General features: G+C 65.2%; 14 protein-coding genes. 7 read left to right on the top strand and 7 right to left on the bottom strand.

Going from position 1 to position 14,159, the window contains the following annotated elements; genetic code table 11:
• Positions 1 to 3: 3 nt before the first annotated feature.
• The 3 genes from ACR64R_RS15090 to ACR64R_RS15080 form a co-directional block, all read right to left on the bottom strand.
• Positions 4 to 378 carry a YciI family protein gene (locus ACR64R_RS15090; RefSeq protein WP_487357157.1) on the bottom strand — a complete coding sequence of 125 codons (375 nt, stop codon included), beginning with the start codon at positions 376 to 378 and terminating at the stop codon, positions 4 to 6.
• Between the two features lie 92 nt (positions 379 to 470).
• Entirely contained in the window at positions 471 to 1,880 is a 1,410-nt protein-coding gene (locus tag ACR64R_RS15085) for an ATP-binding protein (RefSeq protein ID WP_487357156.1), read from the bottom strand.
• Entirely contained in the window at positions 1,877 to 2,593 is a 717-nt protein-coding gene (locus tag ACR64R_RS15080) for a response regulator (RefSeq protein ID WP_487357155.1), read from the bottom strand. Before ACR64R_RS15080 ends, ACR64R_RS15085 begins: the two co-directional genes overlap by 4 nt.
• A 239-nt stretch (positions 2,594 to 2,832) precedes the next feature.
• Here ACR64R_RS15080 and ACR64R_RS15075 point away from each other — a divergent pair, with 239 nt between their 5' ends.
• From ACR64R_RS15075 to clpS, 4 genes are all read left to right on the top strand, one after another.
• The gene (locus ACR64R_RS15075; RefSeq protein ID WP_487357154.1) at positions 2,833 to 3,174 is read left to right on the top strand and encodes a hypothetical protein; all 342 of its coding nucleotides are present in this window, start codon (positions 2,833 to 2,835) and stop codon (positions 3,172 to 3,174) included.
• Positions 3,175 to 3,211: 37 nt separating this feature from the next.
• Positions 3,212 to 3,472 carry a hypothetical protein gene (locus ACR64R_RS15070; protein ID WP_487357153.1) on the top strand — a complete coding sequence of 87 codons (261 nt, stop codon included), beginning with the start codon at positions 3,212 to 3,214 and terminating at the stop codon, positions 3,470 to 3,472.
• A 152-nt stretch (positions 3,473 to 3,624) separates the two neighbouring features.
• Positions 3,625 to 3,969: a hypothetical protein gene (locus tag ACR64R_RS15065; protein WP_487357152.1), complete on the top strand. Its 345-nt coding sequence runs from the start codon at positions 3,625 to 3,627 to the stop codon at positions 3,967 to 3,969.
• 118 nt (positions 3,970 to 4,087) lie between these two features.
• Positions 4,088 to 4,393, top strand: coding sequence for an ATP-dependent Clp protease adapter ClpS (clpS, locus tag ACR64R_RS15060; protein ID WP_487357151.1), 306 nt, complete (start codon positions 4,088 to 4,090; stop codon positions 4,391 to 4,393).
• A 154-nt stretch (positions 4,394 to 4,547) separates the two neighbouring features.
• Here the strand turns inward: clpS and ACR64R_RS15055 are convergent, their stop codons facing one another.
• The 4 genes from ACR64R_RS15055 to ACR64R_RS15040 are packed head-to-tail and all read right to left on the bottom strand — an operon-like array spanning position 4,548 to position 11,436.
• The gene (locus ACR64R_RS15055; RefSeq protein ID WP_487357150.1) at positions 4,548 to 6,635 is read right to left on the bottom strand and encodes a hypothetical protein; all 2,088 of its coding nucleotides are present in this window, start codon (positions 6,633 to 6,635) and stop codon (positions 4,548 to 4,550) included.
• A gap of 3 nt (positions 6,636 to 6,638) precedes the next feature.
• Complete coding sequence (locus ACR64R_RS15050; RefSeq protein ID WP_487357149.1) at positions 6,639 to 9,458, bottom strand: DUF4159 domain-containing protein; 2,820 nt, start codon at positions 9,456 to 9,458, stop codon at positions 6,639 to 6,641.
• Positions 9,455 to 10,432, bottom strand: coding sequence for a DUF58 domain-containing protein (locus ACR64R_RS15045; protein WP_487357148.1), 978 nt, complete (start codon positions 10,430 to 10,432; stop codon positions 9,455 to 9,457). The genes ACR64R_RS15050 and ACR64R_RS15045 overlap by 4 nt, the downstream gene beginning before the upstream one ends.
• Positions 10,432 to 11,436, bottom strand: coding sequence for an AAA family ATPase (locus tag ACR64R_RS15040; protein WP_487357147.1), 1,005 nt, complete (start codon positions 11,434 to 11,436; stop codon positions 10,432 to 10,434). The genes ACR64R_RS15045 and ACR64R_RS15040 overlap by 1 nt, the downstream gene beginning before the upstream one ends.
• A 152-nt stretch (positions 11,437 to 11,588) precedes the next feature.
• On the opposite strand from ACR64R_RS15040, the gene ACR64R_RS15035 reads away from it, so the two are divergent.
• Genes ACR64R_RS15035 through ACR64R_RS15025 form a run of 3 tightly spaced genes read left to right on the top strand, consistent with a single transcriptional unit; the run spans position 11,589 to position 14,145 of the window.
• The gene (locus tag ACR64R_RS15035) at positions 11,589 to 12,248 is read left to right on the top strand and encodes a DUF1285 domain-containing protein (protein WP_487362447.1); all 660 of its coding nucleotides are present in this window, start codon (positions 11,589 to 11,591) and stop codon (positions 12,246 to 12,248) included.
• On the top strand, positions 12,248 to 12,880 hold the full coding sequence (locus tag ACR64R_RS15030) for a CoA pyrophosphatase (protein WP_487357146.1): 633 nt from the start codon (positions 12,248 to 12,250) through the stop codon (positions 12,878 to 12,880). Before ACR64R_RS15035 ends, ACR64R_RS15030 begins: the two co-directional genes overlap by 1 nt.
• Positions 12,877 to 14,145 carry a CCA tRNA nucleotidyltransferase gene (locus ACR64R_RS15025; protein ID WP_487357145.1) on the top strand — a complete coding sequence of 423 codons (1,269 nt, stop codon included), beginning with the start codon at positions 12,877 to 12,879 and terminating at the stop codon, positions 14,143 to 14,145. Before ACR64R_RS15030 ends, ACR64R_RS15025 begins: the two co-directional genes overlap by 4 nt.
• Positions 14,146 to 14,159 lie beyond the last annotated feature (14 nt).

Below are 14,159 nucleotides of genomic sequence, written 5' to 3'. Positions count from 1 at the left end.
GTTTCAACCGGCCCGCAGCGCGGCTCCGGGCAGATAGAGCATGATCGGCCGGATTTCGTAGACGGCGCTGGGATTGACGCGCTTCAGATCGCGCACGGCGGCGATCGCCTCGTCCTGGTCCGCGCAGTCGAGAATATAGAAGCCGAGCAACTGCTCCTTGGTTTCGGCGAAGGGGCCGTCGATCACGATGCCGTCGGCTGGGCCGCGCAGCGTGACCGCCTTAGCGGTCTCGCCCAGTCTGGCCGCCGGCCCCAACTTGCCGGCGCGGGTGAGCCTGTCGTTCACCTCGAGCAGGTCTTTCATCAGCGCCGCATCCTCGTCGGGCGACCAGGATTGGACCGTCTCCTCGACGTGATAGGCAAGGACAGCATAGAACATGATTCAGTTTCCTTGTGCCGGAACGGGCCGCACTATCGCACGAAGAGCGGGCCGATCCAGTGCCGGGCGGGCAACAGGCAACCCTTGCTGACTCAAGCTGCCACGGGCAGCCGCAGTTCTGTCAGCAAGCCGCCGCCGGGATAATTGGAAAGATCGACGTCGCCGCCGGCGCCACGCGCTATATTGCGGGCGATGGTGAGGCCGAGACCGAGGCCGCCGGTCGTGCGGTTGCGCGATTCTTCCAGCCGCACAAAGGAACCGAACACGGCATCGAGCTTCGCTTGCGGGATTCCGGGACCCTCGTCTCGGATAGAAAGCGTGATGGTGTCGCCCGATCGTCGAACGCCGAGATGCGCCTTCTTGCCGTAGGTCACGGCGTTCTGGATGAGATTGGTGACGCAGCGGCGCAACGCCACTGGCCGTGCGACGCAGATCAGTCCGCGAGAAGGGGTGGCGTCCTCGTCGAAGGATGCGTCTTCGAAAGAGTCCGCAACCGATTCCACAAGCGACCAGAAGTCGATCCGCTCGGCCTTTTCCTCGGTCACCTCGAATTTGGCGAAGTCGATCACCGAGCTCGCGATGCTTTCGATGTCGGCGAGGTCGTGCGCGAGCGCATCCCGCGCGGGCGATCTGCGCAGCAGTTCGAGGCGCAGGCGCATCCGGGTCAGCGGCGTGCGCAGATCATGCGCCAGCGCCGCCGCCAGGTGTTCGCGGTCCTCGACATAATCGCGTAGCCGCATCTGCATGGCGTTGATCGCCTTTGCCGCGGCGCGGATCTCGCGGCTGCCGCTCTCGGCGATCGGCGGGCTTTTCAGATCCTTGCCGATCCGCGTCACCGCCATTTCCATCATCCGGTAGGGTGCGGTCAGCCGGCGCAGCGACCAGATCGACATGATGACGATCAAGCCGGCTATCAGGGAATAGAGCGGCAGGCTGTCGAGGCTCAGGATCGGTCCGGCCGGGGTGATCGGTTCGGTGAAATTCAGCCATTGGCCATCGGAGAAGCGAAGCGAGGCCGTCAGCTTGTCGCTCTGCGCAAAATTCGCGCCCAGAACCAGCAGGTCGCGCTCGACCTGACCGACATCCCTGTTCACCGCCTGTCCATCCGGGACATCGGCTTCCTGGGTGGCCGGATCGCGCCGCACGCGCGCATCGGTGATGCCGAACTTCGAAAGGCGGCCGACCAGGATGTCCTCCAGTTCGGCCAGTTGGTCATCGCCGGGGATCGATGAGGTGATGACCGGCGTATCCGACACCGTCAAGGCGTAAGTCGAGTTGAACAAGCCTGAAGCGGTCGCCTTGCGCTCTTCGGGCGTTGCGTCATGCATCAGCTGCACCAGCGAATAAGCGCGGTCGTTCAGCCGGTAGAGGTCGACGACACCGTTGGCGGCGACGCGGTCCCTTGCCACGATGTAAAGCGTCGTCACCTGGCTAAGCATCAGACCGGCAATGACGATGAGCAGCACCCAGGCCGGCAGGGTCTGTGGCAGGAAACGTCTCATTCGGACCTTGTCTCGGGCAGAAACTGGTAGCCGCCGCTGCGCACCGTCAGGATCAGTTTCGGCGTCTTCGGATCGTCTTCCATCTTGCGGCGCAGGCGGCTCACCAGAATGTCGACGCTGCGGTCGAAGCTGTAGCCGCTGTCGCCGCCGGAGAGCTCGATCAACTGTTCGCGGGTAAGCACGCGCTGCGCGCTCTTGACGAAGGTCTGCAGCAGGTTGAACTCCGCCATTGTCAGCTCGACCCGGACGCCGTCGGGCGCCGTCAGGCGCCGTCGCGCGCAATCCATCGTCCAGCCGGCGAAATGGTATATCTGCTTGGCGGCAGGGCGACGCGGCTCCGCGCTGCCGTTACGTCGCAGCACGGCGCGGATGCGAGCCAGAAGCTCGCGCGGATCGAAGGGCTTGGGCACGTAGTCGTCCGCGCCCATTTCGAGACCCACCACGCGATCGGTCGTTTCGGTGACCGCTGTCAGCATAATGATCGGGGTGGTGTAGTTGGCGCGGATCTCGCGGCAAAGCTCAAGTCCGCTCTTTCCGGGCAGCATCACGTCGAGGATGATCAGGTCCACCGCGGTCCGGCGCAGGATCGCCTCCATCTCGGTGCCGTCGCCGGCTACCGTCGTCCGCAGCCCGCGTTTCTGGAAGAACTCCTGCAGCAGGTCGCGTATGCCCTTGTCGTCGTCGACGATCAGTATGTGCGCATCGGATTTCACTCGAAACCTATCATTCTATTTTCCCCGACATCCCTTTGCGAAACACCGACACGATAGAATTCGGGCCACATCTTGACCAGTGGCCAGGATGCCCGTCCGATCGGGATTCCCCAGACACAATATAGAAACAAAATTCTACAGTCGGGAAAAACTGGTGAAAAATTTCAAGGGCATAAACGATGCCGTGGCGGTCAGGTCATCGGCCGCGACGCAAGTTTCCGGAGTAACGGACAAGACCAATGCAGAGGTTCTGGATCAGCATGATGGGGGCTGTGCTCAGCATGTCGCTCATCACAGCAGCAGCCGGCACCTCGACCCCCGCGAAGGTTGCGACTCCCCCGAAAGTCGCGGCCACCGCAAAAGTTGCCCCACTTACCCGGACCGAGCGTTGCACCGATCTCAGCCGCCAAGTTGACGAAGCCCTCGAAACCCATGCCGCGGCAACGCAGGTCACCGCGGCGAAAGCACTGCAAAGAAAGGGAAACCGGTTCTGCGCCAACAAGAAACAGGCGCAGGGTATCCGGATGCTCGCAAACGCTTTGAAGCTGCTTGGAGTGACACCGATCGATCCCGCTCAGTGACGCTCACTTAGACCGGCAAGAAAAGGAAAATGAAGCCATGAAGAAGTCCATCCTCTCCGCCCTCGGCCTCGGTGTTGCTCTCGCTTTCGCGATGCCGGCTCTCGGCAATGCCGCTGCCACGACGACCGCTGCCCCGGCTGCCTCGACCACGACGACTGCTCCGGCCGCCACCGCTCCGGCGAAGGCTGCTCCGAAGAAGGCTGCTCCGAAGAAGGCTACCAAGAAGACCTGCAAGGCGACCAAGACGCACAAGTGCCCGGTCAAGGAGACCAAGAAGGCCCCGGCGAAGAAGTCGTAATTCAGGCTTTCAGTCCTGGTATCTTCAAGACCGCTCCGGGCCGGTTTCGGCTGGGGCGGTCTTTCGGTGGCCGACGCCGACACAGGCGGCTTCTGCGGCGCCTGTCCCGATCCTTAACCTGATTGCAATGCCGGTATTGTAGGACAACCCGCATGAAGAAGCGGTTTTCGTCCCTGATGCGTTCGCTGGCACTCGGCGGCCTGCTCGTCACCGCGGCCGTGCGATCGCTGATCATCTTTACCGCAAGCCCCGTGCCGGATCCCGCCAGTGGCAGGACCGAGCCCGAGCTCTTCGCGCCGTTGATCTCGTCCAGTTTCGACTACATCACTCCGGTGCAATCCTGGATCCTGATCATGCTGACCGGCATAACGCTGATCGGCTTGGCCGGCTGGATATTCTTTGCCTTCATGCAACGCGGCTCGGGTACGGACGGCGACGCCGGCTCGGGCAGATCGGGCACCGCGATGCGCCGTTCGATCGGGCGCCAGGGCCGTTGAACCTTCGGCAACGCTTCCCCACATAAAGTCGGCCGTCCACGACCGTGGCTTTGCGCGTGGACAATTGAACGTTTGCTTTCCCGGATGATAAAGTGAGAGCAGGCCCCCAGCGGATCCGATGCCCGAAACCGTCGTCAAGCCCCGCGTCAAGACGCAGCCGAAGACCGAGCGACCGAAGCTCTACAAGGTCATCCTCGTCAATGACGATTTCACGCCGCGCGAGTTCGTGGTGACCGTGCTCAAGGGCGAATTCAAGCTCAGCGAGGATCAGGCGCACCGCGTCATGGTCACCGCGCATACGCGCGGCGTGTGTGTCGTTGCTGTGTTTACCCGCGATGTCGCCGAGACCAAGGCCCAACGCGCGACCGATGCCGGCAAGGCCAAGGGCTATCCGCTACTGTTTACCGTCGAACCCGAGGAGTAGGGACTTTCCTTCGCCCTCGAGAGGGAGGGCGAGGGCCGGCTTGCTGGCCGCGCATGGCGAGGGCAAGGCAAGCGCCGTATTCCGGCCGGTGGGCGCCGCCCCTCAATCGCCTTTCGGGCACCTTCTCTCTGTGGAACGGGGAGCAGGAAGAAACTCACCGCCCTTCACGATACCACATCGAGCCTATCGCCAGCAGCAGCAGGGCGAGGCCGAGGAAGCCGCTGAACATCGGGACGCGCGACACCGCCTTGAGCGCGCTGTCGTCGGTGGTGCGCAGGCCGATCCAGTCGTCACCCGACGCGGCCGCCGAGGAGCGAACCGGCACGATGGAGGGCAGTGACACGCCGCCGGCGAGATTGTCCAGCATGGATGATGGGGCGAGCCGCCGCACGCTGCCGCCGGTCGCCTCGGCAGGCCCCTTCAGCCGCTCCTCGGTCGAGATCACGTCCGAGAATTCCGGCGCGTTGATCGGGCCGACATGGGCAAGCGCGGTGAGGTCGCCATTGCCGATCTGGTAAAGGCCGATCTCGCTGGTCCGCAAGCTGCCGGTAAAGATGCCGGGCTCGGATTTGTCGAGCTTCACCGTCACCGCCTTGCCGGAAGGCGTTATAACCTGGGCCGGACCCGGATCGTCGTTCATCGTCTGGCGGCGGATCTCAAGCATCATGCCGCGGCCATCGGCGGTCAGCCGTTCCTCTTCCAGCTCAGGCTCCTTCATCAGCCAGTGAGCGATGCGCCGGTAGAGCTGGACGTGCGGACCGCCACCCTCGAAGCCGCGCGCCCACAGCCAGCCCTGGTCGGAGAGCAGCATGCCGACACGGCCTTCGCCCTTGCGGTCGAGCAGGAGCAGGGGACGGTCGTCGGCGCCCTTCATCACCACCTCGCCTTCGGGGTTCTTGACCCCGATGGTGCGGAACCAGCGGCTCCAATGCGGCGGCTCGCTCGCCGATCCTTCAAGCCCGCGGGTCACCGGATGGCGCTGGCCGAGATCCGTCAGGCGCGGATAGAAGGCCTTATCCACCACCTCGCCGGTCGGCATGGCCGGCAGCGCGGCATTGAGGGGCGTGCGGGCAATGGAGTTCTCGCCGGCATATTCGGGGCCGGCGGCAATCAGCAGCGCGCCGCCCTTTTCGACATATTCGGAGATGTAATCGTAATAGAGGATCGGCAGCACGTCGCGGTGCTGGTAGCGGTCGAAGATGATCAGGTCGAAATCCTTGATCTTCTCGACGAACAGCTCGCGCGTCGGGAAAGCGATCAGCGACAATTCGTTGATCGGCGTGCCATCCTGCTTTTCCGGCGGGCGCAGAATGGTGAAGTGTACAAGATCGACCGAAGCGTCCGACTTCAAAAGATTGCGCCAGGTGCGCTCGCCGGCATGCGGCTCGCCGGATACCAAGAGCACGCGAAGGTTCTCGCGGATGCCGTCGACCAGGGCAATCGCCCGGTTGTTGGCATCGGTAAGCTCTCCAGGCTCCCTGTCGATGCCGAGCTGGACGATGTTGCGGCCGGCATTGGGAATGGTGATCGAGAGCTTCATCGGCTGGCCGACCGTCGCATGCTCGACCGAGACCTGCTCGCCATTGACCGAGACGCGCACGTCCACCGGAGCCCCGTCGCCTTCCGTCGAAATGACGCGGTAGGTCATGTCGAGCGGCTTGCCGACGAGGGCAAAGCGCGGCGCGTTCTCGAAGCGGATGCGGCGGTCCTTCTCATGCTCGCTGCCGGTGATCAGCGCATGCAAAGGGGCGTTGAATTCCGGTGCGCCGGCGGGCGCATCATGCACCTCGCCATCGGTGATCATGATGGCACCGCCGATGCGGGACGGCGGCACGTCGCGGAAGGCGCCCTCAAGCGCGCTGAACAGCTTGGTTTCGGTGCGCTCGTCGGCGGCTTCGGACTTGCCGGCCTCGACGACACGGACATCGAACTGCTTGAAGCGCGCGAGCCGTTGCTGCAATCCGGCCAGCGCCTGGTCGGTCTGCCTGGCGCGGTCGCCGATGTCCTGGCTCTGGCTGCGGTCGACGATGAGGGCGACGACGCTCTTCAGCGCCTCGCGTTCCTCGGCGAGGAACACCGGGTTGAGCAACGCGGCGGCAAGCGCGAGCAGCGCGATGAAGCGAAGCACCGAGCCGCGCTGGCGGAACCACAGGCCAACCAGCGCGAGCAACAGCAAGGGCGCGAAGAGCAGGCCGAAGAGCGGCCAGGAGACGAGCGGTTCGAAGGAGACCGACCAGTTCATGGCCTACTGCCCCAGGCGTTCGAGCAGCACGGGGACATGCACCTGGTCGGATTTGTAATTGCCGGTCAGCATGTACATGATGATGTTGACGCCGGCGCGCAGCGCATAGACGCGCTGCATCGGGTCGGGCGGCACAGTCGGCAGCATCGGATCGCCGTTCTCGTCGACGGCCCATGCGCCGGCGAAATCATTGGCGGTGATCATGATGGGCGAGACGCCGTCGCCGGTGCGCACCGGCCGGTTTTCGGTGTTGCTGGCGTCGAGCGAGGCCTCGACCCACAGCGGGCTGCCGTTGAAGCGGCCAGGGAACTCCGGAAGAATGAAGAAGGATTTGGTCAGCACATGGTCCGACGGCACCGGCTCCAGCGGCGGCACGTTCAGATTGGCGAGGATGTCGCGCAGCCGCTCAGTGGCAGGACTAGCCGAGCCGGCGCCGATGCCGTTCGAGAATTGGTCGCGCGTGTCGAACAAAACCGTGCCGCCCTGCTGCATATAGGCATCGATGCGGGCTATCGCCGCCTGGCTCGGCATGGGCGCGGATGCATCGATCGGCCAATAGATCAGAGGGAAGAAGGACAATTCGTCCTTGGCGATGTCGACACCGGCGGGGGGGCCGGGCTCGAGCGCGGTCTTCTCGATCAGGAACCTGGTGAGGCCTTCGAGGCCGGCGCGGCTGATCGAATCGACGCCCGGCTCGCCAGTGATCACATAGGCGATGCGGGTTTTCGAAATGTCGTCGATCGCCTGGGCGTCGCCGGGCTTCGAATCGTCGGCGCGGGCGAGATCGGCGTGGCCGAAGAGCCCGCCCAGAATGACCAGAACGGCGGCGGCGGCCGCCGCGGCCGTGCGCCGCGGCCGGCGTGCCAGCAGGCCGCCCATCCAGAACACGGCCAGGGTGTCGAGCGCCATCAACAGGAGCGCGACGGCGACCATCGGGCCTTTGAGGTTCTCCGATTCATCGAAGGCATAGGGAATGGCCGTCACCGGCAGCGAAACCTGCGGGCGTGCCAGCGGCGCGAACGTGGTCGAAGCATCGAGAAGGTTATGAGCAAAGACGCCGGTCTCCGAGCCGTAAAGGCCTGGCGGGTTTTCCAGCGTCACCGGTAGCGGTCCGGCGCCGGGCACCAGCGGCCGCGTGTCCGGCGACGGCGGCGTCAGCATGCCGTCGGCGCCGATCATGCGGTAGGGCGCCAGCGAGGCGGCGGTGGCCTCGGCATTTGCGATCGCGGCGCCCTGGTTGCGCGACAGCTGCACGACGCGCCTCAGCATCTCAACGAAGCTGCCGGAGATCGGCAGGTTCGACCAAGTTGCCTCGGGCGTGACATGGAAGAGTACCAGCGTGCCCTTGTCCTTCTTCATACCCGTCACCAGTGGCGTGCCGTCGGCGAGCGTGGCCCAGGTGCGCTCGACGATGTCGGGCGTCGGCTCGGCCAGGACCTGCCGGCTCACCGTCACCTCGGAGGGCGGAGAGAGGTCGGCGAAAGGACCGTTCTTCGGGAATTCGGTGACCGCCTGCGGCGTCGTCCACGACAGCGCGCCGCCCAGCGCGCGCTCCCCGCTGCGCAGCCGGACAGGCAGGAGGTCATCGTCATTGCCGGCGGCGGCCAGGCGCGGGCCTGCGAAACGCACCAGCGTGCCTCCCTTGTCGACCCAGTCGACCAACCGCTGCTTGACCTGTTCGGGAATGGTGCCGACATCGGCCATGATGATCATCGCCGGCTTCTGGTCGAGAAGCTGCGGAATGGCGTCGGCGAGGTCGGCGCTCGACGGTTCGACCAGATCGGCAAAAGGCTGAAGGGCGCGGCGGATGTAATAGAGCGGCGACAGAAGCGGCTGCGCCTGGTCGGCCTCGGTCTGCGAGAGAAGGCCGACGCGGCGGCGTTTGGAGCTTTCGTCGAGCACGCGGACGGCACCGGCCTGATGCTCGCCGTCGAGTGCGATCGAGGCGAAATCGTTGCGCAGTTCGAACGGTACGGCCATCGTGGCGGTGGCGGTGGCTTCGCCCGGCGCGAAGGTCAGCGTCGCATCCGCGATGCGGCGGCCCTTGTCGTCGAAGGCGCCAGCCGTGACCTGCGCCGGCGCCGGATCCCCCGGCGCGCGAACGGCGGTGAGCGCGAAGCCGTCGACCTGGTTGTCGGCGCCAGTCAGACCGATCAGGGAAGGCCGGTCGGGCGCGACCCAGACCAGCCGTTTCGCGTTCTTTTCCAGCAGGGTCTTGAAAGCGACTTCGTCGCCCTTGGCGGCAAGTCCGTCGGCGAGCACCGCGACACTTGCGCCGGGCAGGCGTTCCAACGTGGCGGCGACGCGGGCATACACGGCCGGACGGTCCGTGGGGATCGGCCGCGGCCTGGTGGCGCGTAGACGGTCGAGCGCGGCCGAGGCATCGAAGGGGCCGATCTCGGCATTGGGCTTTTCGGCGGTGAAGGCGATCACGACCGGTACGCCGTTCGAGCCCGCATCGGCGATGAGCCGTTCGGCGGTGGCGACGCGCTTGCCCCAGTCGGCGGCGCTGGCCCAGCCATTATCGATGACAAGCGCGAGAGCCGCGCCTTCCGTCGGCAGCTTCTCGCGCGGATTGAAGACCGGCTCGGCCAGCGCCATCACGACGAGCGCAGCCATCAGCAGCCGAAGCAGCGTTAGCCACCACGGGCTTTGCTGCGGGGTTTCTTCGCGCTTGAGGACCCGGGCGAGGATCTTCAGCGGCGGGAAAACTTCCGTCTGCGGCTTGGGCGGGGTGAGCCTCAACAGCCACCAGATCACCGGCAGCGCCAGAAGACCCCACAGCACCATGGGTGCCCCAAAGGAAAGCGGCAGCCAGCTCATACGACCGTCCTTCCCGGGGACAGCCTGGTATGATCGCCGGAGGCGGTCAACCCGGTATGACCACCTGCGGTCAACCCGGTATGATTGCCATCGGCGGTCATCGCCATGTGGATGCGCACCAGCGCGTCGGAAGCCAGACTGTCAGTGTGATTGACGGTAAAACTCCAGCCGAGACGCTTGCACCAGGCGGCCAGTTCCTCGCGGCGGGCGCGGTAAAGCAGGCGGTACTCGTCGGCCAGCATCTCTGCACGGCCGGCGGTCAGCTTGTCGCCCGTTTCGGGGTCGGTGAACTCGGTGCGTCCGGAATAAGGGAAGGTCTCCTCGACCGGGTCGGCGACCTCGATCAGATGCGCGCGCACGCCGTGGCGGGCGAGCACGTCGAGCCAGGCCTTGGTTTCCTCGACCGGGTCGAGAAAATCGCTGACGAGGACGATGTCGCAGAAGCGGCGAATGGACGACAGATCGGGCTTGGCGGGCAGCGCGCCGGAGTGGCTGAGCTGCGCGGCGATGCGCTCGGCGCCGTTGCGGGCGGTGAACGGGTCGGTCAGGCCCGGCCAGGCGATGCGCTCGCCGCTACGCGACAAAAGCTCGGCCAAGGCAAGCGCCAGCACCAGCGCGCGCGATTCCTTGGAAACGCTCGCCGCTGCGGATTTGTAGAGCATCGAAGGCGATGGGTCGGCCCAAAGCCAGACGGTGTGAGCGGCCTCCCATTCGCGGTCGCGCACATATGTATGGTCGTCCTTGGCCGAACGGCGCCAGTCGATGCGCGAGGCATCGCCTTCTACATAGGGCCGGAACTGCCAGAAATTCTCGCCGATGCCACGCTTGCGGCGGCCGTGCCAGCCGGCGATCACCGTATTGACGATACGCCGTGCCTCGACCAACAGGTCTGGCACCAGTGAAGCCCGCAACCGGCCACGGGCGAGCGCGTCGCGCGTCGCAACCGGTGCCTGGACCTCGCCTATTCGACCCATCAGATGCCTTTTGCCAACTTCGCCACCACGTCGCGCACGGAAGTGCCTTCAGCGCGGGCGGCGAAAGTCAGCGCCATGCGATGCTGCAGCACCGGCTCCGCCAAGGCGCGGATGTCGTCCACCGACGGCGCCAACCTGCCATCATACAGGGCGCGGGCGCGGGCGCACAGGGTCAGCGCCTGGCTGGCCCGTGGACCCGGCCCCCAGGCGACGTGCCTGTCCGTCTCGGCATTGCCCTGGCCGGGCCGGGCCGAACGCACCAGCTTGAGGATTGCCTCGACCACGCTCTCCGACACCGGCATGCGACGGACCAGCGTCTGGATTTCCCTCAATCTCGCCGGCTGGAGCACCTTATCGGCCCTGGCCTCCTCGACGCCGGTCGTTTCGAGCAGGATGCGGCGCTCGGCGTCGATCTCCGGATAGAGAATGTCGACCTGCATCAGGAAGCGGTCGAGTTGGGCTTCTGGCAGCGGGTAGGTGCCTTCCTGTTCCAGCGGGTTCTGCGTCGCCAGCACATGGAAGGGCGAGGGCAGGTCGTAGCGGGCGCCAGCTATGGTGACATGGTATTCCTGCATCGCTTGGAGCAGCGCCGATTGCGTGCGCGGCGAGGCGCGATTGATCTCGTCCGCCATCAGCAATTGCGTGAAGATCGGCCCGGAAATGAAGCGGAAGGAGCGCTTGCCGAACTCGTCCTGCTCCATCACCTCGGAGCCGAGGATGTCCGACGGCATCAGGTCGGGCGTGAACTGGACGCGGCGCGAATCGAGGCCGAGTACGATGCCCAGCGTCTCGACGAGCTTGGTCTTGGCGAGGCCAGGCACGCCGACAAGCAGAGCATGGCCGCCCGCCAGCAACGCCACCAGCGTGCGCTCGACGACCGCTTCCTGACCGAAGATCACCCGGCCGACCGCGTCGCGGACCCTGGAGATGTCGGCCAGCGCCTTTTCAGCTTCCTCGATCATCGCTTTCTCGCTGATCGGGCTCTCCTTGATCATCACGCTCATGCCGTCGATCCTTGTAGTTGGAAATACCGGCCTGCATTCTCATGCCGCAGAATGCCGCGATTCGGCTTCGCCCGGCGCCTGCATTCGAACTTAAACCACAGACTTGGGCGGACAAGGCTGACAATCGGGACAACAGTGACTATTTCGTGACCATGGCCGAACGCAGCGAACATCGTGAACAAAGCCCGGGCGAACAGAACCCGAGCAAACAGGGCCTAACCGGAGCCACCGAGGCGCGCGGCCTGGAGGCGCTGATCTCCCGGGCCGCCCGTGCCGGCAAGGGGCCAGCGCCGGTCGAGCGCTGGAATCCGGATTTCTGCGGCGATCTCGACATGGAGATCAAGGCCGACGGCACCTGGTTCTATCTCGGCACGCCGATCGGTCGCATGCCGCTGGTGCAGCTTTTTTCCAGCGTGCTGCGCAAGGACGCCGACGGAAAGACCTACCTTGTGACCCCGGTCGAGCGGGTCGGAATACGCGTGGTCGACGCGCCTTTCATCGCCGTCGAAATGAATGTGTCCGGAAGCGGCGACGACCAGGTCATCACCTTCCGCACCAATGTCGGCGACGTGGTGGCCGCCGGCCCCGGCCATCCGCTGCGCTTCGTCGACGAGGAGGAAACCGGCGGGCTGAAACCCTATGTGCTGGTGCGCGGGCGGCTGGAGGCGCTGGTGGCGCGGCCCGTGATGTATGAACTCGTTGGGCATGGCGAGGAGATCGACATCGACGGCAGGGCGATGTTCGCCGTCCGCTCGGGCGGCGAGGCCTATCCGATCATGCCGGCCGATAAACTGAAACGGCTGAGCGCGTGATGGACCAGGTGATGCGGGCGCCGTTTTCGATCGCGGATTTCCGGGCGCGCGCTGCCGCGCAGGCCGCGATCACCCCTGGCGAGGATTTCGGCGATCATCGCTTCAATCCCGATCATCCCAGGCTCCAACACGTCAAGCCGCTGCGTGAAGCGGCCGTGCTCATCCCGGTCGTCGACCGCGACGAGGGCGCCATGGTACTGCTCACCAAACGCGCCGAGAAGCTGCGCAGCCATTCCGGCCAAGTGGCCTTTCCAGGCGGCACGATCGACCCGACCGACCCCGGTCCCGAGGCTACCGCGCTGCGGGAGACTTTCGAGGAGATCGGCCTCGATAGCGACCATATCGAGGTCATCGGCCGCATGCCGGACTATGTGTCGGGCAGCGGCTACCGCATCGTGCCGGTGCTTGCCGTCGTGCATCCGGGCTTTTCGCTGACGCTCAACGCCGACGAGGTCGATGCCGCTTTCGAGGTCCCTCTCAGTTTCCTCATGGATCCGGCCAACCATACGCGCGACAGCCGCATGTGGAACGATCTCGAATGGTTCTTCTACGATATGCCCTATGGCGGCCAGCGGATCTGGGGCGTCACCGCCGGCATCATCCGCACGCTGTATGAAAGGCTTTATGCGTGAGTGCCGGGGTGTCCCTCTCGGATCGGGCCGATTGGCTGGGCGACAAGCTCCTGCAGCAATTGCTGGCCGCGCTAAAGCAAGGCGGCGAGGAAGCGCGCGTCGCCGGCGGCGCGGTGCGCAACACGCTGCTTGGCCAACCGGTGGCCGACATCGACATTGCCGCGACGACCTTGCCCGAAGAGACCATCAGACGCGCCGAGGCGGCCGGCTTCAAGACTGCGCCGACAGGGATCGAACACGGCACAATCACCGTTATTGCGGGCGGCAAGCCGTATGAAGTCACCACGCTGCGCGCCGACATAGAGACCGACGGGCGGCGCGCGAAAGTGACCTTCGGGCGTGACTGGAAGCTTGACGCCGAGCGGCGCGACTTCACAATAAACGCGCTCTATGCCGAAGCCGACGGTACGGTCGTCGACCTTGTCGGCGGCATTGCCGATATCGAGGCGCGGCGGTTGCGTTTCATCGGCGACGCGGAAGCACGCATCCGCGAGGATTATCTGCGCATCCTGCGCTTTTTCCGCTTCTTCGCCTGGTATGGCGACGGCCGGCCCGATGCCGAAGGCCTGAAGGCCTGCGCCAGGCTGAAGGAAGGGCTTGCCCAGCTTTCGCCCGAACGAGTCTGGTCCGAACTGAAGAAGCTGCTGTCGGCGCCCGACCCCTCGCGCGCCCTGCTCTGGATGCGCCAGGCGGGCGTGCTGTCGGCCGTGCTCCCGGAAAGCGAGAAATGGGGCATCGATGCCATCCACGGCCTGGCAAAGACCGGAAAGGATCTCAACTGGACCGCCGATCCGATGCTGCGGCTCGAGGCAATCGTCCCGCCCGATGCCGCGCGCATGAAGGCGCTTGGCGAGCGGCTGCGGCTTTCGAACGACGAGGCCGCGCGCCTGCGGCATTGGGCGCTGACCATCGCTCCGGAGGCGAAGATGACCGAGACCGAACTGGCCAAGAAGCTCTATTACGGTGACCGCAATGGCTATCTCGATCGTATTCGGCTGGCGCTTGCCGCCGCGCGGGCGCGCGCCGGCGAGGACAATCAGGCGATGATCGAGGCTGGCGGTTTTTCGCGCCTGCTCAATGTCACGATAAAATGGGAAAGGCCGGTGTTTCCGATCAAGGGCGCCGACCTGACCGGACTTGGCGCGTCACCGGGGCCGAAGCTGGGAGCGACCCTGAAGAACCTCGAACAGGAGTGGGTTGGGTCGGGTTTCAAACTGGAACGCGGCGCGCTCATGAAACGCGCCGCGCAGGCCCTGGAAATTTAGTGCGCCGGATCGGC

It is taken from the genome of Mesorhizobium sp. MC2-1-1 (genome assembly GCF_057597255.1).
Note: the sequence above shows the minus strand (reverse complement) of the source record. Positions and strands in the feature narration are given on the sequence as shown.

What these genes read in the sequence shown, in the direction of transcription:
- ACR64R_RS15090 (WP_487357157.1), bottom strand. Translation starts at nt 378, where the DNA reads ATGTTCTATGCTGTCCTTGCCTATCACGTCGAGGAGACGGTCCAATCC.
- ACR64R_RS15085 (WP_487357156.1), bottom strand. Translation starts at nt 1,880, where the DNA reads ATGAGACGTTTCCTGCCACAGACCCTGCCGGCCTGGGTGCTGCTCATC.
- ACR64R_RS15075 (WP_487357154.1), top strand. Translation starts at nt 2,833, where the DNA reads ATGCAGAGGTTCTGGATCAGCATGATGGGGGCTGTGCTCAGCATGTCG.
- ACR64R_RS15070 (WP_487357153.1), top strand. Translation starts at nt 3,212, where the DNA reads ATGAAGAAGTCCATCCTCTCCGCCCTCGGCCTCGGTGTTGCTCTCGCT.
- ACR64R_RS15065 (WP_487357152.1), top strand. Translation starts at nt 3,625, where the DNA reads ATGAAGAAGCGGTTTTCGTCCCTGATGCGTTCGCTGGCACTCGGCGGC.
- clpS (WP_487357151.1), top strand. Translation starts at nt 4,088, where the DNA reads ATGCCCGAAACCGTCGTCAAGCCCCGCGTCAAGACGCAGCCGAAGACC.
- ACR64R_RS15055 (WP_487357150.1), bottom strand. Translation starts at nt 6,635, where the DNA reads ATGAACTGGTCGGTCTCCTTCGAACCGCTCGTCTCCTGGCCGCTCTTC.
- ACR64R_RS15050 (WP_487357149.1), bottom strand. Translation starts at nt 9,458, where the DNA reads ATGAGCTGGCTGCCGCTTTCCTTTGGGGCACCCATGGTGCTGTGGGGT.
- ACR64R_RS15045 (WP_487357148.1), bottom strand. Translation starts at nt 10,432, where the DNA reads ATGGGTCGAATAGGCGAGGTCCAGGCACCGGTTGCGACGCGCGACGCG.
- ACR64R_RS15040 (WP_487357147.1), bottom strand. Translation starts at nt 11,436, where the DNA reads ATGAGCGTGATGATCAAGGAGAGCCCGATCAGCGAGAAAGCGATGATC.
- ACR64R_RS15035 (WP_487362447.1), top strand. Translation starts at nt 11,589, where the DNA reads ATGGCCGAACGCAGCGAACATCGTGAACAAAGCCCGGGCGAACAGAAC.
- ACR64R_RS15030 (WP_487357146.1), top strand. Translation starts at nt 12,248, where the DNA reads ATGGACCAGGTGATGCGGGCGCCGTTTTCGATCGCGGATTTCCGGGCG.